The 26079-nt window shown below is 36.9% G+C and carries 22 protein-coding genes; 9 read left to right on the forward strand and 13 right to left on the reverse strand.

Features of this window, described 5'->3' with window-relative positions; genetic code table 11:
* Positions 1–139: 139 nt before the first annotated feature.
* Entirely contained in the window at positions 140–637 is a 498-nt protein-coding gene (locus PVV60_RS00105) for a BA14K family protein (protein WP_273722342.1), read from the reverse strand.
* 167 nt (positions 638–804) lie between these two features.
* Between PVV60_RS00105 and PVV60_RS00110 the strand changes: the two genes are divergently transcribed.
* The gene (locus PVV60_RS00110) at positions 805–1902 is read left to right on the forward strand and encodes a carboxynorspermidine decarboxylase (protein WP_273722485.1); all 1098 of its coding nucleotides are present in this window, start codon (positions 805–807) and stop codon (positions 1900–1902) included.
* A gap of 53 nt (positions 1903–1955) precedes the next feature.
* Complete coding sequence (locus PVV60_RS00115; protein ID WP_273722343.1) at positions 1956–3194, forward strand: saccharopine dehydrogenase family protein; 1239 nt, start codon at positions 1956–1958, stop codon at positions 3192–3194.
* A 1135-nt stretch (positions 3195–4329) separates the two neighbouring features.
* Here the strand turns inward: PVV60_RS00115 and lpdA are convergent.
* The 8 genes from lpdA to PVV60_RS00155 all read right to left on the reverse strand — a co-directional run bounded on the left by lpdA (position 4330) and on the right by PVV60_RS00155 (position 15460).
* Entirely contained in the window at positions 4330–5736 is a 1407-nt protein-coding gene (lpdA, locus tag PVV60_RS00120; protein ID WP_273722344.1) for a dihydrolipoyl dehydrogenase, read from the reverse strand.
* Positions 5737–5767: 31 nt separating this feature from the next.
* Positions 5768–6979: a 2-oxoglutarate dehydrogenase complex dihydrolipoyllysine-residue succinyltransferase gene (odhB, locus tag PVV60_RS00125; RefSeq protein WP_273722345.1), complete on the reverse strand. Its 1212-nt coding sequence runs from the start codon at positions 6977–6979 to the stop codon at positions 5768–5770.
* A gap of 32 nt (positions 6980–7011) precedes the next feature.
* On the reverse strand, positions 7012–10011 hold the full coding sequence (locus PVV60_RS00130; RefSeq protein ID WP_273722346.1) for a 2-oxoglutarate dehydrogenase E1 component: 3000 nt from the start codon (positions 10009–10011) through the stop codon (positions 7012–7014).
* 163 nt (positions 10012–10174) lie between these two features.
* Positions 10175–11077: a succinate--CoA ligase subunit alpha gene (gene sucD / locus PVV60_RS00135; RefSeq protein ID WP_273722347.1), complete on the reverse strand. Its 903-nt coding sequence runs from the start codon at positions 11075–11077 to the stop codon at positions 10175–10177.
* 3 nt (positions 11078–11080) lie between these two features.
* The gene (gene sucC, locus PVV60_RS00140; RefSeq protein WP_273722348.1) at positions 11081–12277 is read right to left on the reverse strand and encodes an ADP-forming succinate--CoA ligase subunit beta; all 1197 of its coding nucleotides are present in this window, start codon (positions 12275–12277) and stop codon (positions 11081–11083) included.
* Positions 12278–12366: 89 nt separating this feature from the next.
* Positions 12367–13329 carry a malate dehydrogenase gene (gene mdh, locus PVV60_RS00145; RefSeq protein WP_273722349.1) on the reverse strand — a complete coding sequence of 321 codons (963 nt, stop codon included), beginning with the start codon at positions 13327–13329 and terminating at the stop codon, positions 12367–12369.
* A gap of 288 nt (positions 13330–13617) precedes the next feature.
* Positions 13618–14817 (reverse strand): cell division protein ZapE, encoded by a 1200-nt coding sequence (gene zapE / locus PVV60_RS00150; protein ID WP_273722350.1) that lies wholly within the window; start codon positions 14815–14817, stop codon positions 13618–13620.
* A 97-nt stretch (positions 14818–14914) separates the two neighbouring features.
* Positions 14915–15460: an AprI/Inh family metalloprotease inhibitor gene (locus PVV60_RS00155; RefSeq protein WP_273722351.1), complete on the reverse strand. Its 546-nt coding sequence runs from the start codon at positions 15458–15460 to the stop codon at positions 14915–14917.
* Between the two features lie 225 nt (positions 15461–15685).
* Between PVV60_RS00155 and dapF the strand changes: the two genes are divergently transcribed.
* From dapF to PVV60_RS00190, 7 genes are all read left to right on the forward strand, one after another.
* On the forward strand, positions 15686–16537 hold the full coding sequence (gene dapF, locus PVV60_RS00160) for a diaminopimelate epimerase (protein WP_273722352.1): 852 nt from the start codon (positions 15686–15688) through the stop codon (positions 16535–16537).
* Positions 16537–17820 carry a tRNA (N(6)-L-threonylcarbamoyladenosine(37)-C(2))-methylthiotransferase MtaB gene (gene mtaB, locus PVV60_RS00165; protein ID WP_273722353.1) on the forward strand — a complete coding sequence of 428 codons (1284 nt, stop codon included), beginning with the start codon at positions 16537–16539 and terminating at the stop codon, positions 17818–17820. Before dapF ends, mtaB begins: the two co-directional genes overlap by 1 nt.
* A 14-nt stretch (positions 17821–17834) precedes the next feature.
* Positions 17835–19088 carry a signal recognition particle-docking protein FtsY gene (gene ftsY / locus PVV60_RS00170; protein ID WP_273722354.1) on the forward strand — a complete coding sequence of 418 codons (1254 nt, stop codon included), beginning with the start codon at positions 17835–17837 and terminating at the stop codon, positions 19086–19088.
* A complete protein-coding gene (locus PVV60_RS00175; protein WP_273722355.1) occupies positions 19085–19771 on the forward strand; it encodes a septation protein A in 687 nt (228 codons plus the stop codon). The genes ftsY and PVV60_RS00175 overlap by 4 nt, the downstream gene beginning before the upstream one ends.
* 63 nt (positions 19772–19834) lie before the next feature.
* A complete protein-coding gene (gloB, locus tag PVV60_RS00180) occupies positions 19835–20596 on the forward strand; it encodes a hydroxyacylglutathione hydrolase (RefSeq protein WP_273722356.1) in 762 nt (253 codons plus the stop codon).
* A 2-nt stretch (positions 20597–20598) separates the two neighbouring features.
* Complete coding sequence (locus tag PVV60_RS00185; protein WP_273722357.1) at positions 20599–21096, forward strand: hypothetical protein; 498 nt, start codon at positions 20599–20601, stop codon at positions 21094–21096.
* Positions 21097–21514: 418 nt separating this feature from the next.
* The gene (locus PVV60_RS00190; RefSeq protein ID WP_273722358.1) at positions 21515–21709 is read left to right on the forward strand and encodes a hypothetical protein; all 195 of its coding nucleotides are present in this window, start codon (positions 21515–21517) and stop codon (positions 21707–21709) included.
* A 23-nt stretch (positions 21710–21732) separates the two neighbouring features.
* Here the strand turns inward: PVV60_RS00190 and PVV60_RS00195 are convergent, their stop codons facing one another.
* The 4 genes from PVV60_RS00195 to mnmG are packed head-to-tail and all read right to left on the reverse strand — an operon-like array spanning position 21733 to position 25998.
* Complete coding sequence (locus PVV60_RS00195) at positions 21733–22638, reverse strand: ParB/RepB/Spo0J family partition protein (protein WP_273722359.1); 906 nt, start codon at positions 22636–22638, stop codon at positions 21733–21735.
* A 40-nt stretch (positions 22639–22678) separates the two neighbouring features.
* Positions 22679–23476, reverse strand: a complete 798-nt coding sequence (locus PVV60_RS00200) for a ParA family protein (RefSeq protein WP_273722360.1) — start codon at positions 23474–23476, stop codon at positions 22679–22681.
* Positions 23477–23482: 6 nt separating this feature from the next.
* Positions 23483–24130 (reverse strand): 16S rRNA (guanine(527)-N(7))-methyltransferase RsmG, encoded by a 648-nt coding sequence (rsmG, locus tag PVV60_RS00205; RefSeq protein ID WP_273722361.1) that lies wholly within the window; start codon positions 24128–24130, stop codon positions 23483–23485.
* Complete coding sequence (mnmG, locus tag PVV60_RS00210; protein WP_273722362.1) at positions 24130–25998, reverse strand: tRNA uridine-5-carboxymethylaminomethyl(34) synthesis enzyme MnmG; 1869 nt, start codon at positions 25996–25998, stop codon at positions 24130–24132. The genes rsmG and mnmG overlap by 1 nt, the downstream gene beginning before the upstream one ends.
* Between the last annotated feature and the right edge of the window lie 81 nt (positions 25999–26079).

The following is a 26079-nucleotide window of genomic DNA, read 5'->3' on the forward strand; positions in this document are numbered from 1 at the left end:
ATTTAATAAAACTTAAAAGCATTTAATTTTTTTAAAAAAAACAACGCTTGCATGAAAATATTGCGCACCACACAATTTTCTCTTTATTGTAAGAACAATAACGCCCACGACAAGAAGTAATTAAAATTTTATTTATTTTCTATCCTTTAAAAAAGCGTGATAAACACTGCTTACGCCCCCCATGAAAAGGCTGAAAACTATTATCAATTTTATTATAAGAGCGATAACGCGCACGGCAAGATTCAATATGTTGTTTAAGCATCCATGGCTCTTTTTTTTCTAATTTTTCCGAAGAAGACGTTAAAAATACTTTTTTAGCATTTGATACAACTTTTAATGATGGGCCTTTTGTGCTTAAGTGCGGTGATGTAACAAATGCCATTTCAGGATACCACCAATTATCACTGTATTTACGATAACCACGCCGATAATGACGATAACCTTTAAAACCATTAATTTCTCTACGCCCCGTAAAAATCAAAGGCACCGAACCATCTTGGACAGAAGTCTGTGCAACCAGTTTGGCTTTAGCATCACTCCTATTTTGCCCCCAATTAACAAGAGTGGTTGTTATAATGAAAAAACTGCTAACCAATACAAAAGCTAAAGCGTAACATAATTTTTTTTTCATACTCATAGCAAAAAACTCAACATAATAAACAACAGTAATTACAGAAAGCCTTTCTCTTGCTAGACAGAAACAGATTCTTTTCTTAAGATTCTTTTTTCTTGAGACATTCTGTTACTCTTTGTACTAAACGTTGATCTTGGTAATAAGATCCTTCAAAAAAGAATGAATAAATGATGATAAAAACCCCCTATTATCTTATAGACAAATCGAAACTCATCAAAAACATGCAAACAATTTCTCGTTTACGGGAAATGTCCGGAGCTAAAATTTTACTTGCTTTAAAATGTTTTGCCACATGGAGTGTTTTTGATTTAATGTCTGAATTCATGGATGGAACCACATCATCATCCCTTTATGAACTGCGTTTAGGAAGAGAAAAATTTGGTAAAGAAACCCATGCTTATTCAGTGGCTTGGGCCGATCATGAAATTGATGAAGCCTGTGGCTATACAGACAAAATTATCTTTAACTCAATCCAACAGCTTCAACGCTTTTCTGATGCAACAAAAACCATTCAAAGAGGCTTGAGGTTAAATCCAGGAATCAGCGCATCCAATTTTGATCTTGCCAACCCCTCTCGCCCTTTTAGCCGCTTAGGAGAAACCAATCAAAGCGCTATTAAAGAAGTTCTACCCCTCATAAATGGACTAATGATCCATAATAATTGTGAAAATGCTGATTTTAATCTTTTTAACCAAATGCTTGGGTATATGGAAGAAAAATTTGCAGAACTTTTCGCTGCGGTTGACTGGATAAGCCTTGGCGGTGGTATCCATTTTACGGCTGAAAATTATCCTCTAGAAGCTTTCGCAAAACGCTTAAAACAATTTTCTAAAACTCATGGTGTTACTCTTTTTCTAGAACCAGGAGAAGCTGCTATTACCAAAAGCACCACATTAGAAGTCAGCGTTCTTGACACATTGTATAATGAAAAGAATCTAGCCATCGTCGATAGCTCCATTGAAGCTCATATGCTTGATCTTCTCATTTATCGTGAAAATGCCAAATTAGAACCCAATCAAGGACCACACGAAATTATGATTTGTGGAAAATCTTGTCTTGCCGGCGATGTTTTTGGAACATTTCAATTTCAAAAACCTCTCAAAATAGGCGATAGACTGTCTTTTCAGGATGCAGCAGGTTATACAATGGTCAAGAAAAACTGGTTTAATGGCGTTACAATGCCTGCTATTGTTCTCAAAGAGTGCGATGGTACATTAACACTTCAACGCCAATTTAGCTATAACGACTATCAGGAAAGCCTTTCATAAAGATCAACCATAAAAACGTCATACAACAGTATTAAAAAGGAGATAAACCTACAATGAAAAAAAATATTCTCATTATTGGTGCTGGAGGTGTTGCACAAGTTGTTGCACACAAATGTGCTCAAAACAACGATATTTTTGGTGAAATTCATATTGCTTCACGAACACTCAAAAAATGTGAAGCCATCATTGCTTCTATTAAAGAAAAAAACACAATGAAAGAACAGGGGATTCTCAAAAGCCATTCGCTCAATGCCATGAATGTAGAAGAAACTATAAAGCTCATCCAAAAGACTAAATGTGAAATTGTCATTAATGTTGGTTCTGCCTTTCTTAATATGTCTGTTCTTTCAGCTTGTATTGAAACTAAATGCGCTTATATCGACACAGCGATTCATGAAGACCCATTGAAAATTTGTGAAACACCTCCTTGGTATGGCAATTATGAATGGCCTCGGCGTCAAGAATGTGAAAAAGCTGGTATAACCGCTATTTTAGGAGCAGGTTTTGACCCAGGTGTAGTGAATGCTTATGCAGCATTAGCGCGCGATGATTATTTTGATAAAATCACAGATATTGATATTATTGATATTAATGCCGGAAATCATGGGCGTTGGTTTGCTACAAACTTTGATCCAGAAATTAACTTCCGTGAATTTACAGGACAAGTCTGGTCATGGCAAAATAAAAAATGGACTTCCAATAAAATGTTTGAAGTCAGCCATGAATGGGATCTTCCTGTTGTTGGAAAACAAAAAGCTTATATGACAGGACATGATGAAATTCATTCACTTTCCAAAAATCTTGATGTAGAGAATGTCCGTTTCTGGATGGGATTTAGTGATCGTTATATCACTGTTTTTACAGTTCTAAAAAACCTCGGACTCTTATCCGAACAACCAATTAAAACGGCAGAAGGTCAAGAAGTCGTGCCCTTGAAAGTCGTGAAAGCCGTCTTACCCGACCCTTCTTCTCTCGCCCCAGACTACACAGGAAAAACCTGTATCGGAGATCTTATTAAAGGCGAAAAAGATGGACACTCGGGAGAAATTTTTATCTATAATATAGCCGATCACAAACAAGCTTTTAATGAAACCGGAGCACAGGGTATTTCTTATACAGCCGGTGTACCAGCCGCCGCAGCAGCCCTTCTCATTGCCACAGGTGAATGGGATGTTAAAACTATGGTCAATGTAGAGGAATTACCACCCCGCCCTTTCCTTAAATATCTTGATCATATGGGGCTTCCCACTTTTATAAGAGAACAACAAGAGGATAAAAAATTAGAATTTTAATACCTATAGAAAGCATATGCTTGATTTTTTAAGTTATCAGAAAACTGCCTACTGAAAACAAATTTAATATTCTCATGTAATTATGGTTTTCAAAAAAAATTTAGCTATTCGTTATATTTTGGCAACATTGCGATTTCTTAACAACCTCAAAGAAGAAACATATCATCTTTGATCAAGAAAAACAGAAAAGAAAAAACTAATTTAATCACACTGCATCACTTGTCATTATCATCAAAAAGATAGTGTCATAAACAAAGATAATAAAAATACCGCTCTTTTAAAGAAGAGCGGTATTTTGTAGAATATACAATCCCTGCCCTCTTCATCTTAAATGACAAAGATCCTTAACCCACACCAATCATTAAACAATTCAAGTTCTTTGAGCAAACTCCTCTTGGCTTCCCTCTTTATATGATTCATCATCATATATAACATGTTGATTTATAACAATAAAACATCATTTTCAACTTGATTCATAATGCTGAATACTGTAAGATTCTCTTAATCACAAACTCTCTAACATTGAAGCAATTAAAATCTTTTGTCTGCACATCACAAAAAAAGCGAGCGTGTAAGGTAAAATGTTAAAAGAAAAGAATAAAAATTTCTATTATGAAAACTCTCAAATAACAAAGAGCTTTAGCAATATTGAGAACTGAAAAGTGTATTATAATGTCAGCGTGTACTTTTACTAAACAGAAAGATGATAGTGCACAATAGATCTTATAACAGTTTGAATGAATTTATATATTTCAAGAGGAACTTTACAGCGATACCATTCACGAACACCATCGTGAAGTGGATTTGTGCATTTTGAGAGATGTTTTCTTAAAACAAAGCACGCAAATAAACTCAGAATCCTATCTTAAATACTTTATAACAGTATAAAAACTACCCCATATATAAAACTTTACATAAACCAAACACCACCGCTCTAAACAATCGTGCACAATAGGATAATCAATCAAAACTGTACAACAGAGCTCTAAAACAATAATTATCGAAAAGCATACAACAAATGGAACACTTCAATACAATTGGTTATATTCCTTTTTAAAGTTTTAAAATATTGTTGCATGCTTCACAAATATTTTCTGCTCCCAGAACCTTTTAAAATGTACTTTCTAAAAGCTTTTTAAATATGAAGTGGTTTAGCAAATGTTGCCAAAGCTGCCTCACGCACGGCTTCTGATAAGGTAGGATGCGCATGGCAACAACGTCCCAGATCTTCTGATGAACCACCAAATTCCATCAAAATTGCAATTTCATGGATCATTTCACCAGCACCAAACCCAAGAATATGCCCCCCTAATACCCGATCTGTTTTTTTATCAGAAAGGATTTTAACGAACCCATCACTCTTTTGCATTGCACGTGCACGACCATTGGCCATAAAAGGAAACTTGCCAACATTATATTCAATACCAGCAGTTTTTAGCTCTTCTTCTGTTCTTCCTACACTCGCAATTTCCGGTTGTGTATAAACAACACTAGGAATAACATCAAAATTAACATGCCCTTTTTGACCTGCCAAAATTTCTGCCACCGCAACGCCTTCTTCCTCTGCTTTATGCGCTAACATTGGCCCTTTAACGACATCACCAATCGCATAAATTCCTGGAACATTCGTCTGCCAATGGGCATCAATTGCAATAAATCCGCGTTCATCTAACTGAACACCAGCCTCTTGTAAGCCAAGCCCCTCCGTATACGGAGAACGTCCAGTAGCAATAAGCACAACATCAGCCTCTAAAGTTTCAGCTGCACCACCTTTGACGGCTTCAAAAGTCACCTGAGCAGTTGAGCCAGATTGTGTAATAGCTGTTACTTTTGTTCCCGTCTTATATTCTATTCCCTGTTTTTCCATTAATTTCTGAAATTGCCGTGAAACTTCACCATCCATTGAGCCCAAAACTTTATTAAGATACTCAATAATGGTCACCTTAGCACCTAAACGGCTCCAAACTGATCCAAGTTCTGAACCAATGACACCAGCACCTACTACAATCATATGCGCTGGTACTTTTTCAAGTGAAAGAGCTCCCGTAGAAGAAACAATAGTCTTTTCATCAATTTCAACATTCACCCCTGGAATGCCTGAACTTTCTGAACCGGTAGCAATAATAATATTTTTTGTTTCAATTGTTTGTTTATTACCATCTCTGGCAACAACTTCCACATGACCCGCACTCAAAATTTTGGCTGTCCCAAAAAAAGTATCAACTTTATTTTTTTTCATCAAAAAAGAAACACCACTTGTATTGGCTGTCACCACAGCTTTCTTATGAACCATCATTTGTTCAAGATTAAGCTTAGATTTACCAATAGAAATACCAAGCGTTTCAAAACCATGCTGGGTTTCAGAAAACACTTCTGAAGCATGCAACAACGCTTTAGAAGGAATACAACCAACGTTGAGACATGTTCCTCCTAATGTTGTACGCTTTTCAATAATCGCTACTTTAAGTCCTAGTTGTGCCGCCTTTATTGCTGCTACATAACCACCTGGACCTGCTCCGATCACAGCCACATCATAAGACATCCGTTTCTCCTTTCATCCTGAAAACTGTATTTTACAAATCAAGAACAAGGCGTTCCGGATCCTCTAAGCTTTCCTTAACACGTACAAGGAAAGTTACAGCTTCTTGCCCATCCACAATACGGTGATCATAAGAAAGCGCTAAATACATCATGGGGCGGATCACAACTTGGCCCTCAACAACCATTGCTCGCTCTTTAATCGCATGCATTCCCAAAATACCAGATTGTGGTGCATTCAAAATCGGTGTTGACATCAACGATCCATACACACCACCATTGGTAATGGTAAAAGTCCCGCCCTGCATATCAGAAACGGCTAATTTTCCATCACGCGCAAGGCGCCCCAAACGCCCAATTTCTTTTTCAATCTCTGCCAATGACATTTGATCTGCATCTCGCACGACTGGAACAACAAGCCCTTTATCCGTTCCAACAGCAATTCCAACATTGACATAGTTTTTGTAAACAATATCTGTCCCATCAATCTCGGCATTAACAGCAGGAAGTTCTTTTAATGCATGACAAACAGCCTTGGTAAAAAAACCCATAAAACCAAGTTTAACACCATGTTTCTTTTCAAAAAGATCCTTATAACGCTTACGCAAATCCATCACAGCTGACATATCAACCTCATTAAATGTGGTTAACATTGCTGCTACATTTTGTGCATCTTTAAGACGGCGAGCAATTGTTTGACGCAATTTAGTCATGCGAACCCGCTCTTCACGTGTTTCTTGGACAGGAGTTGCCGAAGAACTTGTCGCAGAAGAAGAGGGTGTAGGGGCATTTGTACTTTGTTTTAATCCACCAAGAACATCTTCTTTAAGAATTTGTCCACGTTTTCCAGAACCTGAAATATCGCTTTTTGTAACATTATTTTCAGCCATCAATTTTGCTGCTGAAGGAGAAGGAGGCATTGCACTGCTCGAAGCAGACTTCTCCGATTCAGATGAAGCCACTGGAACAAGTGTAGCAGAAGGTGAAGATGATTGGGAGACACCAGCTTCTCCAGCTTCCACCACTCCTAAAAGAGCCTTTACTTCAACCGTATCGCCTTCTTTTACAATGATTTCAGATAATATCCCTGCAATAGGAGAAGGAACTTCAACGGTTACCTTATCAGTTTCTAATTCAACCAAAGGCTCATCCATAGCGACAGCTTCGCCAAGTTTTTTAAACCATTTGCCAACCGTTGCTTCGGTAACCGATTCGCCCAAAGTAGGAACACGAATTTCAGTAGTCATAATATTTTTCCATACATCAGAGTAGTAATAAATTAAGAACCTAACGCGTCTTTAAGAAACGCAGCCAGTTGTTCAAGGTGTTTCACCATTAACCCAGAGGCCGGTGACGCACTCGCAGGACGTCCTGCATAACGAGCACGTGAATATTGCGCATTAATATGCGTCAAAACCCATTCCAAATAAGGCTCAATAAATGACCAAGCCCCCATATTTTTTGGTTCCTCTTGGCACCAAAAAACTTCCGCCTGCAAAAAGCGCGACAACACATTCACCAAAACTTTTGCAGGAAAAGGATAAAGCTGTTCAACACGAAGGAGATAAACATCATCAATACCCTTTTTTTCACGTTCTTCATAAAGGTCGTAATAAACCTTACCAGTACAAAGAACGACACGGCGAATTTTATTATCTTTCTGCAACTTAATGACAGAATCTTTGAGACATTCTGCATCATCAAGCAATACACGACAGAAACTTGTTTCTGGCCCCATTTCATTGAGAAGTGAAACAGCTCGCTTATGACGCAAAAGTGATTTCGGTGTCATCAAGATCAATGGCTTACGAAAATCACGCTTAATTTGTCGCCGCAAAATATGAAAATAATTTGCAGGGGTTGTACAATTAGCAACCTGCATATTATCTTCCGCACAAAGTTGAAGAAACCGTTCTAAACGTGCAGAAGAATGCTCTGGCCCTTGCCCTTCAAAACCATGAGGCAATAAACACACAAGACCAGACATACGAAGCCACTTACGCTCTGCAGATGAAATAAATTGATCAAAAATGACCTGTGCACCATTAGAGAAATCACCAAATTGTGCTTCCCAAAGCGTTAATCCTCGTGGTTCAGCAAGAGAATATCCATATTCAAAACCAAGAACAGCTTCTTCAGAAAGCATAGAATTAACAACTTCATAAAGCGCTTGCCCCTTTTGTAAATGATTCAAAGGAATATAACGCACCTCATTTTCTTGGTCATAAAGAACGGAATGACGTTGTGAAAAAGTTCCCCGTTCAACATCTTCACCGGAAAGACGAACCGGTGCTCCTTCCAAACAAAGTGAACCAAAAGCCAAAGCTTCAGCGGTTGCCCAGTCAACACCTTCACCGGTTTCAAAAATTTTAGCACGATTATTTAAAAAACGTTGAATGGTTTTGTGAACGTGAAAATCTGCCGGAATTTCGACAATTTTCTGACCAATTTCCTTTAAAATTTTTAATTCAACACCGGTTGTTCTAGAATGCTGCTCATCAGAACTACTAAAAGCTTTGAGTCCCGTCCAGCTTCCATCAAGCCAATCAGCCTTATTAGGCTTATAAGAAGCACTTGCTTCAAATTCACCTTCAAGCTTATCGCGCCATAATTTTTTTTGTTGCTCAATATCTTCTAAAGAAATCACCCCTTCTGCTACCAATTGGTCACTGTAAAGCTGAAGTGTTGTTTTATGATTACGAATTGCCTTATACATAAGCGGCTGCGTAAAGGAAGGTTCATCACCTTCATTATGCCCATAACGGCGATAACAAAACATATCAATAACCACTGGTTTATGGAAAATTTGGCGAAATTCTGTTGCTATTTTGGCAACAAAAACAACTGCCTCAGGATCATCACCATTCACATGGAAAATTGGTGCATCAATCATTTTTGCAACATCTGATGGATAAGGCGAAGAACGTGAAAACCGTGGAGATGTTGTAAAACCAATCTGGTTATTGATAATAACATGAAGTGAGCCTGCAACACGATAACCTTTAAGACCGGAAAGACCAAAAGTCTCTTGGATAACACCTTGTCCTGCAAAAGCAGCATCACCATGAATAAGCAATGGCATCACTTTTGAACGCTCACTTAATGAGAGTAAATCAGTATGCGCAGGCCCCATAAGTTGATCTTGTTTAGCACGTGCTTTTCCCATAACAACCGGATCAACAATCTCAAGATGAGATGGATTGGCCAACAGCGATAAATGAACTTTTTTACCATCAAAGTCCAGATCAGCGGTAGTTCCCAAATGATATTTGACATCACCGGATCCCTCCACATCATCAGGCTTATAAGATCCTCCTTTGAATTCATGAAAGATAGCCCTATGCGGCTTAGCAAGAACTTGTGAAAGAACATTTAAACGACCACGATGTGCCATTCCTAAAATAACTTCCCTAACCCCTAAAGCACTACCACATTTGATAATCTGTTCAAGAGCGGGAATCAGCGCCTCACCACCATCGAGTCCAAAACGCTTTGTACCTTTATATTTAGTGTCTAAAAACTGCTCGAATCCTTCTGCTTGAATAAGTTTTTTCAGGATAGCTTTCTTGTCTTGTTGTGTGAAAGAAATTCTTTTATCTCTTCCTTCAATGCGTTCTTGAAGCCATGCTTTCTGAACCGGATCAGAAACATGCATATATTCCACACCGATTGTTGAACAATAAGTAAGGTTGAGAATTTCAAGCATTTGTGGAATAGTTGCATATTCCAACCCTAAAACATTATCAATAAAAATGGGACGCTCGTAATCAGCTGGAGTAAAACCATAAGCTTCTGGAGAAAGTTCCTTATAATCTTCTTGTTTTTCGGCCAATTGAAGAGGGTCAAGCTTTGCCCGAAGATGCCCCCGTGCTCGAAACGCACGAATCATCATAATTGCATGAACGGAATCACGTGTTGCACGAATAATATCTTGCTCACTGGAAGTTTTTCCCTTTTGTGCAGCACCTGTTATTGCTTTTTCCTTTAATTTATCACCAAGATATTTTTCAAGAGAAGACCAATCACCATCAAGAGCAGAAACCAATTCTCCATTTGCCTTTACTGGCCAATGATCACTTTGCCATGTTGCCCCTTCAGCATTTCTGAGAACATCTTCTTTATTATCATGAAGTCCTTCAAAAAAAGCACGCCACTGTGAATCAACACTGGTAGGATCTTTTTCATATTGAGCATAAAGTTGATCTATATAATCCGCATTGCCACCATAAAGAAATGATGTCTGTGCAAAAAGGCTATTTATTTCGTCCTGCCTTGCCATATACCTCTCCGGAACATCTATTCCGTCTCCTTATATCTCTTTTCGACCTTTAAATGCTTACAAAACAAGCAATGATCAAACATTCAAAAAAGTTTTACCTTCTTATACTCAAGTTTTTTCACCTGAATCTAAGAACTTTTTCTTATTCAGGTGAAATTTTCTTTTAGCCTTTCAAAACTGACATCAAAGTCTTACCTATCTGTGATGGTGAAGGAGACACTTGAATCCCTGCTGATTCCATTGCCGCAATTTTATCTTCTGCTCCACCTTTACCACCAGAAATAACAGCACCAGCATGTCCCATTGTACGTCCTGGAGGAGCTGTACGGCCAGCAATAAAGCCAACAACTGGTTTTTTACGACCTTTTCTTGCTTCATCTTTCAGAAACTGTGCTGCTTCTTCTTCAGCAGAACCACCAATCTCCCCAATCATAACAATAGACTGAGTTTCATCATCCGCTAAAAACATTTCCAACACATCAATAAATTCAGTGCCCTTAACAGGATCTCCACCAATCCCTATCGCGGTTGTTTGCCCGAGACCTTCCTGACTCGTTTGAAAAACGGCTTCATAAGTTAAAGTTCCCGACCTCGAAACAACCCCAACAGAACCTTTTCTAAAAATAGAACCAGGCATAATACCAATTTTACATTCATTTGGTGTAAGAATACCGGGACAATTAGGTCCAATAAGACGAGACTTTGAATTTTCTAATCGCGCCTTCACTTTAACCATATCCATAACGGGAATACCTTCCGTAATACAGATAATTAAACGAACTTCAGCTTCAATAGCCTCTATAATAGCTGCCGCAGCTCCTGCAGGAGGAACATAAATAACGGAAGCATCTGCACCTGTTTTTTCTTTTGCTTCTGCAACATTAGCAAAGATAGGAAGAGCTTCGCCTTTTGAACCTTCCCATGTTTCTCCACCCTTTTTAGGATTAACACCCCCAACCATTTGCGTACCATGATAAGCAAGCGCCTGTTCTGTATGAAATGTTCCTGTTTTTCCTGTAAGCCCTTGAACTAGAACTTTTGTCTCTTTATTCACAAGAATCGACATAGCTTAAGCTCCCTTCACGGCTGCAACAATTTTTTGGGCAGCATCATCTAAATCATCAGCAGGAATGACATTCAAACCACTGTCATTGATAATTGCTTTACCTTGCTCAACATTAGTGCCTTCAAGACGAACAACCAAGGGAACCTTTAAACCAACATCACGAACAGCAGCAACTACACCTTCAGCAATGACATCGCAACGCATAATACCACCAAAAATGTTAACCAAAATGCCCTTAACATTTGGATCGGCCGTAATAATTTTAAAAGCAGCTGTCACTTTTTCTTTTGAAGCTCCACCACCAACATCAAGAAAATTTGCAGGCTCAGCTCCATAAAGCTTAATGATATCCATCGTTGCCATAGCAAGACCTGCACCATTAACCATGCAACCAATCGTACCCTCAAGAGCAACATAAGCAAGATCATGCTTTGACGCTTCTATTTCCTTTGGATCTTCTTCTGAAAGATCACGCAACTCTAAAATATCTGGATGACGAAATAGAGCATTATTATCAAAAGAAACTTTTGCATCAAGAACACGTAAACGACCATCTTTCATCACAATAAGCGGATTGATTTCTAAAAGGCTCATATCTTTTTCGCAAAATACCTTATAGAGAATCGGAAAAAGCTTTTCACCATCTTCTCGCGTACTACTTTGTAGTTTCAACGCATCACAAAGTCTTGCACAATCAGCAGAAGTAACACCCTCTACAACATCAATGGGAAGCGTGAATATTTTTTCTGGTGTCTCTTCAGCAACCGTTTCAATATCCATTCCACCTTCTGTTGAAACAACAAAAGCAATTCGACCAACACTACGATCAACCAAAAGCGAAAGATAAAGCTCCCGTTCAATATCGGCACCGTCTTCAATATAAAGGCGATTGACCTGCTTACCTTCTTGACCTGTTTGTTTGGTTACCAAAGTTTTTCCAAGCATTTCTTGAACATTTGCAACAACTTCTTCAACAGATTGTGCAAGCCGAACACCACCCTTTGCATCAGGACCAAGTTCTTTAAACTTACCCTTACCACGGCCACCAGCGTGTATCTGACTTTTAACCACATAAAGAGGTCCGGGCAATTTTTCCGCCCATTTTTCAGCTTGCTCTACAGAATAAACAGCAACACCATTTGCAATTGGTGCTCCATATTCATGAAGCAGACGTTTGGCCTGATACTCATGGATATTCATGCATTTGTCCTTTTCTTTTATGGATCATTATTAATCATAAAGTTTTAATATTCTAAATACTTATTTTAATGAATTAAATCTTGTTCAATTTACTTGAGACTAGGCACAAGAGCAATACAAGCTTCACAAAGCTTTTTAACCGCATTTACTGAATGATCAAAAGCACTTCTTTCTTCTTTATCAAGATCAATTTCAATGACTCGTTCAACACCACCTGCACCAAGTACAACAGGAACACCAACGTAGGTATCATTAACTCCATATTCTCCTGAAAGATAAGCTGCAACAGGCACAACACGCTTAGTGTCCTTTAGATAGGCCTCAGCCATAGAAACAGCAGAAGCTGCTGGTGCGTAATAGGCAGAACCTGTTTTTAACAAACCAACAATTTCTGCACCACCATCACGGGTACGCTGGATAATTTGATCAATTTTTTCCTGTGTTGTCCAGCCCATCTTTACAAGATCAGGCAAAGAAATACCACCAACCGTTGAATAACGCATGAGAGGAACCATTGAATCACCATGGCCCCCTAAAACAAACGCTGTCACATCTTTAACAGAAACCTTAAATTCCTCAGATAAGAAATAACGAAAACGTGCTGAATCAAGAACACCGGCCATACCAACCACTTTATGAGTAGGAAGACCTGAAAATTTCTGTAATGCCCACACCATTGCATCAAGGGGATTAGTAATACAAATAACAAACGCTGAAGAAGCGTATTTTTTAATTCCAGCGCCAACTTGTTCCATAACCTTTAAATTAATGCCCAAAAGTTCATCACGGCTCATACCAGGTTTTCGCGCAACACCTGCTGTTACAATAACAACATCAGCGCCTTCAATTGCTTCATAAGCATTAGCACCTTTTAGACTAATATCAAAACCGTCAACAGGTGAAGATTCGGCGATATCTAGAGCCTTACCTTGTGGCACACCTTCCGCAATATCAAATAAAACAACATCACCAAGTTCTTTAAGCCCAATAATATGTGCTAAAGTACCACCAATCATACCTGAACCAATGAGAGCTATTTTTTTTCGTGCCATTTTATTTTTTCCTAACTTTTAGATAATTCAGCGCACACCCATCAGCGTCCCTATACTGAATATTTTTGACTTCAACCATATTCAAACAATGTCATAAAAAGGAGTAAAGAAATGAAATTTACAAATTTTTCTCCTTACAGAAACAACAACCCTCCGCTGAAACAACTATTAGAAAATTATCACGATGTATCGATAAAGTGAATTAAAAAAAAATACAACAGAATTATTACATTTCTTTAATTTCAAAGAGTTATTGTTTTTACAGTTTACGTAAAGGTAAAAGTATAATCAATGCTTCTTCTTCAAAAGAAAATGTTCTTCCCAAAGTTGTAAATAATCGTGACTTTGCATTTCAAAAAGACGTGACTGTGTTCTTTGAAATTCAAATGTTTCCGTAATCTGCGCATGCCCTTTATACAAGTCCCCCACCTCTGCCGCTGCCGACATAAATAACCGTATGTGGCGCTCATAAAGAATATCTATAAGCAAAATAAACCGTTTTGTTTCATTGCGACATGTATCATCCATAACCGGTACATTATCAATAAAAATCGTATGATAACGCTCCCCTAATACCAAATACTCAGCCGCTGCCAAAGGCTTTGCACATAAATCTCTATAATCAAAGCGTGCACATCCTGCACCAACGCGCGGAATAGGAATAAGGCGCCCTTTTATAGAAAGCTCATCAGATATCTCCTTATGTCCTTGCAATACAAGTGCCCATGCTTGATCCATGCATTCATCTGCTTTTTTCCCTAAAGGTGCTACATACACAGGCTGTAGATTTGATTTTTCAAGGCGATAATCTGTTTTTGCATCAAGATTAACAACACGAACATATGCTTTCAAAACTTGAATAAAAGGCAAAAAGAGTTCACGATTTAAACCATTACAATAAAGGTTATCCGGCGCCACATTTGAAGTCGCAATAAAGAAAACTCCTTTATCAAACAAAGCAGAAATAAGCCGCCCCAATACCATAGCATCAGCAATATCTGTTACACTAAACTCATCAAAACAAAGTACCTTTGCTTCTCGTGCAAGATCTTCAGCAACGGCTAAAATAGGATTATCTTGTTTAAATTTTTTACTCCCAGATGCTTGACGATAAAAATTAATACGCTCATGCACATCAGCCATAAAATCATTAAAATGGGCACGCTTTTTATGACCTTTAGGCAAACAAGAAAAGAATAAATCCATCAGCATGGTTTTGCCCCGCCCTACTTCACCATAAATATACAATCCCTGAAAAGAACCTTGTTCATCCCCTTGTTTTACAACACAAGAAATACTTTGTTTTTTCCTTTTAAATATTCTATTAAAGAAAGAGCAAAATATCCAACTCCAAGGACGAGAGATGTTTTGTTCTGCTATTTTTTTTAATAAATGATCAAAATATTCTGTTATAGCTAATTGAGCGGGATCAAAACAAACCTCTCCTTTAGAGACAAGCTCCTTATAACGTGTTGAAACGAGAATCATCCAAAAAACCTTTTTCAAACCGTTCTCAATGAAAAATACAAAGTCTTTTCACTAATCTGTCTGTCTAGCTTAGTTTTCATAAACGATCAAAAATAATTTAACGGCTTAAAACAACGGGATGATCATCAAGTGTACGTCCCTCAAAACGATCAACATTTGAAGAATAAAGGACAAAGATAACACGTCCAGAGTTATTATAAAAATATAATCTTTTTCCTTTAACAGCCCACGATCTCACTTGGGAAGCAATTCCTGGACAGTGTAAAGGACCAGCACGGTACCCTTGTCCAAACTTTGTTTGTGGAGTTGCAATCCGGCAAACTTTTCCTCCCATAGAAAGATTCCATACGCCAGCAATACTTGCAGGAAATAAATCAGTAGCATTACTTGGCAATTCGAGACTAGCCATTCGCCCATCGCTCTGAGAATCTCCTTTTTCATACATCGAAGCGTTTGCATCTTCAGATATTGACGAAGAATTAGACGACAGATCAGACGCTTCCAATATTGTTATTTGTTGAGATGGATAAAAAACTTCTAATGCGTTACTACCGTCATTACCGTCAAACCGTGTTGTTGAACATCCCCCTAAAAGCATTACAGTTGATAGTGTAACGAAAAACGAAATTTTTGAAAACGACATATCTGTACTCTCTCCCACGACAATAAATAAGTTCACAAAAAAATTAAGTGAATATTTGTTATAGTTACAAAGATAAATTAACAAATTAAAAAAAACAGGTTAAAATCGCTTATTTTAAAAGAAATAATTTATGTACCTGATTTTATATTTATTAAACACTAGAAATTTATAAGATTTTCAGCCATATATCCCTTTATAAGTAATCATTAGAAATAGAGAAGTTTCATGAAAACGCCATTTAGCAAAATGGACGGTCTTGGAAATCAAATTATTGTTGTTGATATGCGTGAAAGCACTCATGCTCTTACACCACAAGCAATCCTTGCTTTGTCAGCAGATCCTGAAATGCATTTTGATCAAATCATGGCTATCCACACACCGACCCAGAAAAAAGCCGACTTCCGGGTCGAAATATGGAATACCGACGGATCAATGGCTAAAGCTTGTGGCAATGGTACCCGCTGTGTCATTGCATGGCTTAAAGATCACGATTTTGGTGAAAAATTTCGTTTAGAAACTCCCACTGGAATTATTGAAGGGAAATACCAAACCGATAATCTCATTTCTGTTGATATGGGATGCCCAAATTTCAATGCAAAAGAGATGCCTGTTTCACGTGAAATAGTTGATACCAATCACGTAGAAATTACGGCTGGTCCCCTAAAAGATGCTTGTCTCATATCCGTTGGAAATCTCCATGCTATCTTTTTTATTGAAAATGATATTCAACATATTCCATTAGAAAAATATGGGACAAAACTTGAACATGATCCCCTGTTTCCAGAACGGTGCAATATTTCCATTGCTTGCATAACGTCAAAGAAAAGTCTAAATTTACGTACATGGGAGCGAGGAGCAGGATTAACACAAGCATGTGGGAGTGCTGCTTGTGCAAGTGTAGTGGCTGCTTATCGTCGTGGTCTTACACAACGCCATGTTGATGTAAACTTACCAAAGGGAACGCTTAATATTTTTTACCGAGAAGACGATCACGTTATTATGACAGGACCAATAAAATATCAATTTAGTGGTTTTTTAAGCCCTTTAACAGGGTGCTACAAAAAGGATCACCCCTGATGGCTATAGAAATTGTAACTTTTGGTTGTCGACTTAATAGTTACGAATCGGAAATCATTCGCAAAGAAAGTACTTCTTCAGGGTTAGATCAGCTTGAAAATGGTGCTATTATCTTTAATACCTGTGCTGTCACTGCCGAAGCCGTACGACAAGCAAAACAAGCTATCCGCAAAGCACGACGTGAAAATCCTCATGCGCGTATCATTGTAACAGGGTGTGCAGCCCAAACAGAAACACAAAATTTTGCCTCAATGACAGAAGTGGATCTCGTTTTAGGAAACGAAGATAAACTTCACGCCCATTCTTATCGTCAACTTCCTGATTTTGGTATTAACCATTCTGAAAAGGTGCGTATCAATGACATTATGGAAGTACAAAAAATTGCTCCACATATGGTCAGTGCAATGCAAGAGCGCACCCGCGCTTTTGTACAGGTACAAAACGGATGTGATCATCGCTGTACATTTTGCATTATTCCTTATGGACGAGGACCATCTCGTTCAGTTCCCATGGGCGCTGTCATAGAACAAATTAAAAAGCTGATAGATGACGGTATCCAAGAAGTGGTCCTTACAGGTGTTGACCTTACAAGTTATGGCCACGATCTTCCTGGAAAAGCTACTCTAGGAAAATTAACTTCAGCAATTTTGCATCATATCCCTGACTTAGCGCGATTACGCCTCTCATCTATTGACTCTATTGAAGCAGACGAAGAACTCATCAATCTTTTAGCTTATGAAACAAGGATTATGCCCCATTTGCATTTATCTTTGCAAGCAGGTGATAATATGATTTTAAAACGGATGAAACGGCGACACTTACGCGAACATGCCATTCAATTTTGCCAAGAATTGCGTGCCAAACGTCCTACTATGGTTTATGGTGCTGACTTAATTGCTGGTTTTCCTACAGAAACAGAAGAGATGTTTCAAAACAGTCTTGTTTTAATCAAAGATTGTAATTTAACCCATCTCCATGTCTTCCCCTTTAGTCCCAGAGAAGGAACACCTGCCGCACGTATGCCACAAATCAACCGCAAAATAGTTAAGATGCGTGCTGAAAAATTACGTAAAGCAGGTGAGGAAGCTTACCAAAAGCATCTTACTCATTTACAAAACAGCCTACAAACAATTCTCGTTGAAAAAGATGAAATCGGACGAACAGAAGATTATACTCTTGTACAAGTTAAAGGTGCAAAAGCAGGAACAATTGTTCAAGCCCTTATCGTTGATCATGACGGCGATAAACTGATTGCTATCCTTCCAAAATTAAACGCTGCTTGAGCAGGAAAATTCTTATGGCTAAATCTTTTATAAAAAAAATATTCTCTTTTAACAAATCTCAAGAGCAGGAAATGGAACAACAGATTTCTATTCCTGATAAAAGCGATATAATAGAAGAGAATAAAGACAAAAATGAAAGGACAAAAAATAACCAAATCTCTATAGACACAGAAAAAGAAGAACAAACAAAAAATCAAGAGTCAACACTTACAAAATATGATGAAAAATCTCCATTTCTAGAATCCCATTCTGATAAAATTCCCTTTTCTGGTAAAATTATTGTCACAGACAACATCCGTGAAAAAAAGAATGAAGGAATTTTATCTGAGCCTTCTGTTGAACAAAAAAAGATAGCGTGGTTTGGGCGCCTTAAAAAAGGTCTGTCCCTTTCTTCACAGCGCCTAAGCGGATCAATTAGCGATCTCTTTGTTAAAAGAAAACTTGATGAAGATACATTGCAAGAGCTCGAAGATATTCTTATCCAAGCTGATCTTGGGGTAGAGACAGCAACACGCATCACAAATGCTTTAGCTTCCAGTCGTTACGGAAAAGACCTCTCGCCAGATGATATTCATACTATTGTAGCTGACGAGGTCAAAAAAGTTCTGGAACCTGTTGCGATACCATTAGAACTTGATCTCAGCCATAAACCTCATGTTATTTTGCTGGTAGGTGTAAATGGCACTGGAAAAACAACAACAATCGGAAAACTTGCAGCAAAATTAACAGCAGGGGGATTAAAGGTTATGCTGGCAGCTGGTGATACTTTCAGAGCCGCAGCTATTGAGCAACTACATATTTGGGGTAAACGTACTGATTCTCCTGTTATTTCGACAAAATTGGGGGCAGACGCCGCCAGCTTAGCCTTTGATGCTTATGAAAAAGCAAAAAAAGCAAACAGTGATGTCTTAATTATTGATACAGCAGGGCGTTTACAAAATAGATCTGAATTGATGGATGAGTTGGCAAAAATTATTCGTGTTTTAAAAAAACACACACCCCAAGCACCCCATACAATCCTTCAAACGCTCGACGCAACTACCGGACAAAATGCACTTAACCAAGTGGAGATTTTCCGTGAGATTGCTGGTGTTAATGGTTTAGTCATGACAAAGCTGGATGGAACCGCACGAGGAGGAATTCTTGTCGCTATCGCAGCAAAATATAAATTACCCGTTTATTTTATCGGTATAGGAGAAGATATTGAAGACCTTCAACCTTTTTCTGCTTCTGACTTTGCCGAAACTATCGCAGGAAAACATACATGAAACAGCCTTTATCTAACTCTAATTCACGCAATAATTCTGAAAAAAATATGAATAACAATATGAAAGCCCCTCTCTCACCAACATTTAAGTTTTTTTTAGAAATGGGTCCATTGGTTGCCTTCTTTTTTGCCAATTATAAAGGCGAATGGTTGATAAAAAACATTGGATTTTTTCAAAATTTTAGTAAACCTATTTTCCCTGCAACAGCTATTTTTATGATAGCGATTATTATTTCTCTAAGCTTATCATGGATCCTTGCAAGACAAATTCCTATTATGCCTCTTATTTCAGGAATATTTGTTTTAGTTTTTGGCTTTCTAACTCTCTGGCTTCATAATGATACTTTCATCAAAATGAAACCAACAATCATTAATAGCTTATTTGCTTTTATACTTTTTGGTGGGATGTTTTTTAAAAAACCACTTTTACGTTATGCTCTTGATTCTACCTTAAAACTTGATGATTTAGGTTGGCAAAAACTTACCTATCGTTGGGCATTCTTTTTCGTTTTTCTTGCCCTTTTGAATGAAATAATTTGGCGTAATTTTAGCGATAATTTCTGGACAAATTTCAAAGTATTTGGCGTCATGCCTATAACAGTCCTTTTCATGTTTACCCAAATGCCTATCATTATGAAACATTCAAAAGGACTTTTTACAGAAGAGGACAAATCTGATTCTTAAAAAAAATCACCACTACCGATTATTTTATAGATTCATCGCCAAACACTGTTCGGGAGAAAAAATATGTTGATTGAACAGTTTATTTGTCGAGAAGATAATTTCGGTGTACTCATTCATGATGAAAAAAGCGGTATGACAGCTGCAATAGATGCTCCTGAAAGTGAAGCAATTCATAACGCCTTAAAACGTCGTAACTGGACACTTCAGACTATTTTTGTAACTCATCATCATCACGATCATGTAGAAGCACTAGAAGAATTAAAACAGGTTTATAAGGCTGTCGTTATTGGACCAGAAGCAGAGAAAGAGAAGATTAATCATCTTGATCAAACACTTCAACCTGATGAAAATCTTTTCTTTGGCACGCACCCGCTTTTAGCTCTTTCAACACCTGGTCATACTTTAGGCGCATTATCTTATTATCTTCCCGAGAGAGGTGTACTTTTTGCTGGAGATACACTTTTTTCACTTGGCTGTGGACGTCTTTTCGAAGGAACAGCTGCACAAATGTTAAATTCTTTAAAAAAACTTCGTGAACTTCCTGATGAAACACTTCTCTATTGTGGACATGAGTATACAAAAAACAATGCTTTTTTTGCGCTAACAATTGATCCACATAATAAAAAGCTCCACCAAAGAATAGAGGAAGTTTTTTTATTGCGTGCAGGAAATGCTATGGCTTTACCTGTCACTTTAGGACAAGAAAAAACAACAAATCCCTTTCTTCGTTGGGATAATCCTGCAATCAGAGAGAACCTCTCAATGACCAATGCTACAGATGAAGAAGTTTTTGCTGAAATTCGAAAAAGAAAGGATAAATTTTAACCATGCTTAAGTTCGTATTACGTTTGTTTCTCTTTTTTCTTTTCGTGATACATATTCAACTAACAATGGCAGAAGAAAAGGAAACAGATAATTCTTCTCTTATATCACCTCTCATTGCAAATTATCCCTTAACAGAAGATTTTCTTTTAAAGCTGGAAAAAATCGAAAAAGAATGTAAAAATTTACTTCCAGAAACAAAAAATGATCTTATCACTTATGATTCTATTATCCACTCTAGTATTGAAAACTATGCTACTTATATTTCTAGTAAACCAAAATTTGTAAATATTTTACAAGAAAATAATCTCAAACCAAAAGATTTTGCTGCTGGAACCTTAGCTCTTAAAGAAATATCAACGCTTCTTACATTTGTACCTGAACAGGAATATTCTACTGAGAAAAATACTATCTTTTTAAACAATATTGAATTTGTTAAAAAGCATTTTTACAAAGCAACAATTCTTTTAGATAGCTGTGAAAAACTCATTTTGAGCAACTAATCAGTTATCAAACATTAGAAAATATCATCCCACTAATCTAATAAAGAAGTCAGTGCATCAAAAAATCACAGCGTTTTTCTACAAATAACGAATAACCGACGAAAAAATCTTTATTGAAATTCAAAAAAGAAAGGATAATTTTTAGTCATGTTTAAATTTTTAGTGTGTTTTTTTCTTCATTTTTCCTTTTGCATCATACGCTCAAGAAAATAAACAAGAAATAGATGATCCTTCTTTTATACCACCTTTCATTGCAAATTATCCCTTAACAGAAGATCTTCTTTTAAAGCTGGAAAAAATCGAAAAAGAATGTAAAAATTTACTTCCAGAAACAAAAAATGATCTTATCACTTATGATTCTATTATCCACTCTAGTATTGAAAATTATGCTACTTATATTTCTAGTAAACCAAAACTTGTGAATATTTTACAAGAAAATAATCTCACACCGAAAGATTTTGTTGTTGCTCACCTAGCTCTTCAAGCTACATTGTATGTACTTACTGATGAGGAAAAATCTACTTATGAAAAAGACGTTTTGCCTTCAAGCAATATAGAATTTGCTAAAGAGCATATGTATAGAATAATCAAAATTTTAAAAGATAACTGTTAAAAAAATCATTTTAGAACAATTGATTAACTTTGTAAACGCCGACAAATTTCATCTAATTGTTCTAATGAAGAGTAATGTATTTTTAAATCGCCACCTTTCTTACCATGTCGAATAATAACTTTCATTCCTATCACATCTGCAAGTAATTTTTCTAAAGATTTTGTTTCAGTATCTTTTTCCGTATTGGTACGCTTTTTAGCTTTAGGATTAGCTTTCTCATATGCAAGTATTTCTGTTTGACGTACTGAAAGCCCTTCACTAATAATTTTCTCAGCTAAATTTTGTGGATCATCAACGGTTATAAGACAACGTGCATGACCTGCAGAGAGTTGTCCATCAATTAAGAATTGTTGTACTTTTTCTGGAAGTTTTAACAGACGAAGCGTATTTGCAACATGACTACGACTTTTTCCAATAACTTGTGCTAAATCTACTTGTGTATAATCATGTTCATTTAGGAGCATATCATATCCCTTTGCTTCTTCTATAGGATTAAGATCTGCACGCTGAACATTTTCAATAATAGCCAATTCCAAAGCAGTTTTATCATCTACATCTCGAACAATAACCGGTAATTTATTTAAATTGGCTCGCTGGGCAGCACGCCAACGACGTTCACCAGCTATCAATTCAAACTGATGAGGATAATCTTTTAAAGGTCTTACAATAACAGGTTGGACAACACCGTGCTGACGAATTGATTGTGCTAAATTATCAAGTTCTGAATCAGTAAAATGGCGTCGCGGATTATGTGGATTGCATGAAATAGATTCAAGTGGAACAAATCGTTCAGAAACAGGAGAAACTATATTGGACTCTATAAATTTGTCAGTATTTGATGAACGTGTAAGATCATTGTTTAAACTGATATCCCCAATTAATGCCGCTAATCCACGACCCAGTCTTTTTTTTGATTGATCATCATTCATAATTTTGCTCTTTGAGTTTTCTTATAATTTTTTTACATTTTTAAGCAGCAGCACGTGCTTGTTTTTCACGTTGAATCATTTCTGATGCTAGACGCAAATAAGCTTGGCTCCCAGCACATTTGAGATCATAAAGCAATACAGGTTTTCCAAAAGAAGGCGCTTCTGATACTCTTACATTTCGTGGAATAACAGTACGATAAACTTTATCTCCCATAAAAGAACGTACATCTTCAACAACTTGATTTGAAAGATTATTACGTCCATCATACATTGTTAGAACAATACCTTGAATTTCTAAAGATGGATTAAGTACGGATCGCACTTGTTTTACTGTTTCAAGTAATTGACTTAAACCTTCAAGTGCTAAAAATTCACACTGCATAGGCACTAAAACAGAATCTGCTGCTCCCATAGCATTAAGTGTTAAAAGATTAAGGGAGGGAGGACAATCAATTAAAATATAATTGAATTTTTTTTCCATTTCCGGATCATCATAGAGAGCCTTACGTAAGCGTTGTATGCGATCTTGTGATGAAGAAATTTCCATTTCCACACCCAAAAGATCAAGTGTAGAGGGAACTATATAAAGATTGGGTACTGCTGTTTTTAAAGCTGCCTGTGTAATTGAAACGCCTGAAACCAAAACATCATAAGAAGACAAAGGACGGTTATTACGATCAATCCCTAAACCTGTACTAGCATTACCTTGTGGATCAACATCCATAATCAGGACATTTTCACCAATAGCCGCTAAAGCTGTTGCAAGATTAATTGCTGTGGTTGTTTTTCCGACTCCACCCTTTTGGTTTGCAATAGCGATAATTCGTGTTTCGCTCATTTTGCTCTACCCTCTATATGATCTAATATGAGAAATTTCTAAAATAACAGAATTTTCATCAACTTTACTTTTATGTTTTAACAGATCAAAGCGCCAATTGGCAGAGGCATTTTTTATTTCTGTATCGTAATCCCGACCTTTTTGCAAAAGAGCGATTGTTTTTTCTGTTAATAACGGAAAAATAAGTTGTAAAAGAGTATTGAGCGGCGCTAATCCCCGTGCCGTTATAATATCAGATATGGGAATTTTTTGATATACATCTTCAATTCTAGCGTGATAAACTGTTGCTGGAAGATTAAGTTGAGCAATGACTGTTCTCAAAAAAGCAACTTTTTTTCCATTGCTTTCAACAAGATTAATATGTCCTGCTCTTTTTTCTTTTAAAAAGATAGCAATCACAATTGCAGGAAAACCTCCTCCTGATCCTAAATCACACCAATGTAAAGAATGAGAATACAAAGGAAAAATTTGTGCTGAATCTAGAATATGCCGTGTCCATAGATCTGGTATTGTTGTAGCAGATATCAAATTAATATGCGCATTCCATTGAAGTATTAAAGACTCAAACTGAATTAAATTTTCCATCGTTTCACGTGAAACAAAAGGAACAATATTTAATAATTGTTGATATTTTTTTTCTGTAGAAAAATCCATTAAGCTATTTTAGCCTTTTCACGTCGTTGACGTTGAATATATGTAATAATAAGCGATAACGCGGCGGGTGTCATACCATCAATTTTTTGTGCATCAGCAATTGAACGCGGCGACACTTCTTTAATTTTTGATTTAAGTTCATTTGAAAGACCTGAAATTGCCTGAATATCAAGAGAAGAAGGAATTTCTAAACGCTCATCTCTCTGAAGAGAGGCAATATCTTGTGCTTGTTTATCTAAATAAACCGCATATTGTGCTTCAATTTCTAAAGATTCTGCTGTTTTAGAATTAATTGTTCGTAATTGTGACCAAAAATCTGAAAGACGCTCTAAAGTCATATGAGGATAAGCAAGAAAATCATAGGCCGAACGTCGAATTCCATCATGATTAACGTGTAATCCATGAGCAGAAGCTTCATTAGGTGTTAAAAAAAGATTTTGACATATTGATCGTGCTTGATCAAGCTGTTGTTGTTTTTTCTGATAACATTCCCAACGTATTTTACTAACAATACCCCATTTTTTTGCCAAAGGTGTTAAACGCGCATCAGCATTATCAGATCGTAAAGATAAACGAAATTCAGCACGTGATGTAAACATCCTATAAGGTTCACAAACACCACGTGAAACCAAATCATCAACCATAACACCAATATAAGCAGTAGAACGACTTATAAATATTTCATCTAATTTACCTACTTTACGTGCCGCATTTAATCCAGCTAAAAGTCCTTGTGCTGCTGCTTCCTCATATCCTGTTGTACCATTAATTTGGCCTGCTAAGAACAAACCAGGTAAAGAGCATAATTCTAAGCTTCTCGTTAATTGTTGTGGATTAACAAAATCATATTCAATAGCATAACCAGGTTGTAAAACTATAGCATTTTCCAATCCTTCAATGGTTTTCAATAGAGAAATTTGCACATCTTCAGGAAGAGAAGTAGAAAGACCATTTGGATAAACAGTATCATCATTTAATCCTTCTGGTTCAAGAAAGATCTGATGTCCATCACGTTCTCCAAATTTAACAATTTTATCTTCAATAGAAGGACAATAACGTGGTCCTAACCCTTCAATATTTCCAGAATATAAAGCAGAACGATAAATATTCTCGCGAATAATTTGATGTGTTTTCTCATTTGTACGTGTTATTGCACATTCAATTTGTTGTTGTTCAATTTTCTCTGTTAAAAGAGAAAAGGGAATGGGATTTTCATCTGCTTGTTGTTTTGGAAGATGATCCCAAGCAATTGTTTTTTTACTCAAGCGAGCAGGAGTTCCTGTTTTTAATCGACCAAGTTTTATATTATAATTTTTTAAACGTTTAGCAAGTTGCACACTTGACTGATCTCCCATCCGTCCAGCAGCCCATGTTTTATCACCAATATGAATAAAACCATTTAAAAATGTCCCTGTTGTTAAAACAACAGCTCCAGATAAAATTGTTCCTTGTTTTTTTAAAATAACACCTGATACACAATTATTTTTAACGACCAGATCAATAACTTCATCCTCAATAAGAGTAAGATTTTCTTGTTCTTTTAATAATTCTTGAATTGCTTTTTTATAAAGTCGTCGATCCGCCTGTGTCCGTGGTCCTCTTACTGCCGGTCCTTTACGTCTATTAAGTAATCTAAACTGAATTCCAGCAGCATCTGCTGCTCTTCCCATGAGACCATCCAACGCATCTATTTCACGAACTAGATGCCCTTTTCCAAGACCACCAATAGCAGGATTACACGACATTGTTCCCAGTGCTGATATTTTATGTGTAATAAGCGCCGTTTTAGCTCCTACACGCGCTGAAGATGAAGCAGCTTCACAGCCAGCATGACCACCGCCAACAATAACAACATCATATGATTGCATTTTATTCATTCCGTAGAAAATATTCTAAGGTTTCACGTGAAACAGTATATAAATTACATAATCTTTATAATCTGTCTATGA

The sequence above is a fragment of the Bartonella sp. AU18XJBT genome (genome assembly GCF_028618595.1).
GTDB lineage: Bacteria > Pseudomonadota > Alphaproteobacteria > Rhizobiales > Rhizobiaceae > Bartonella.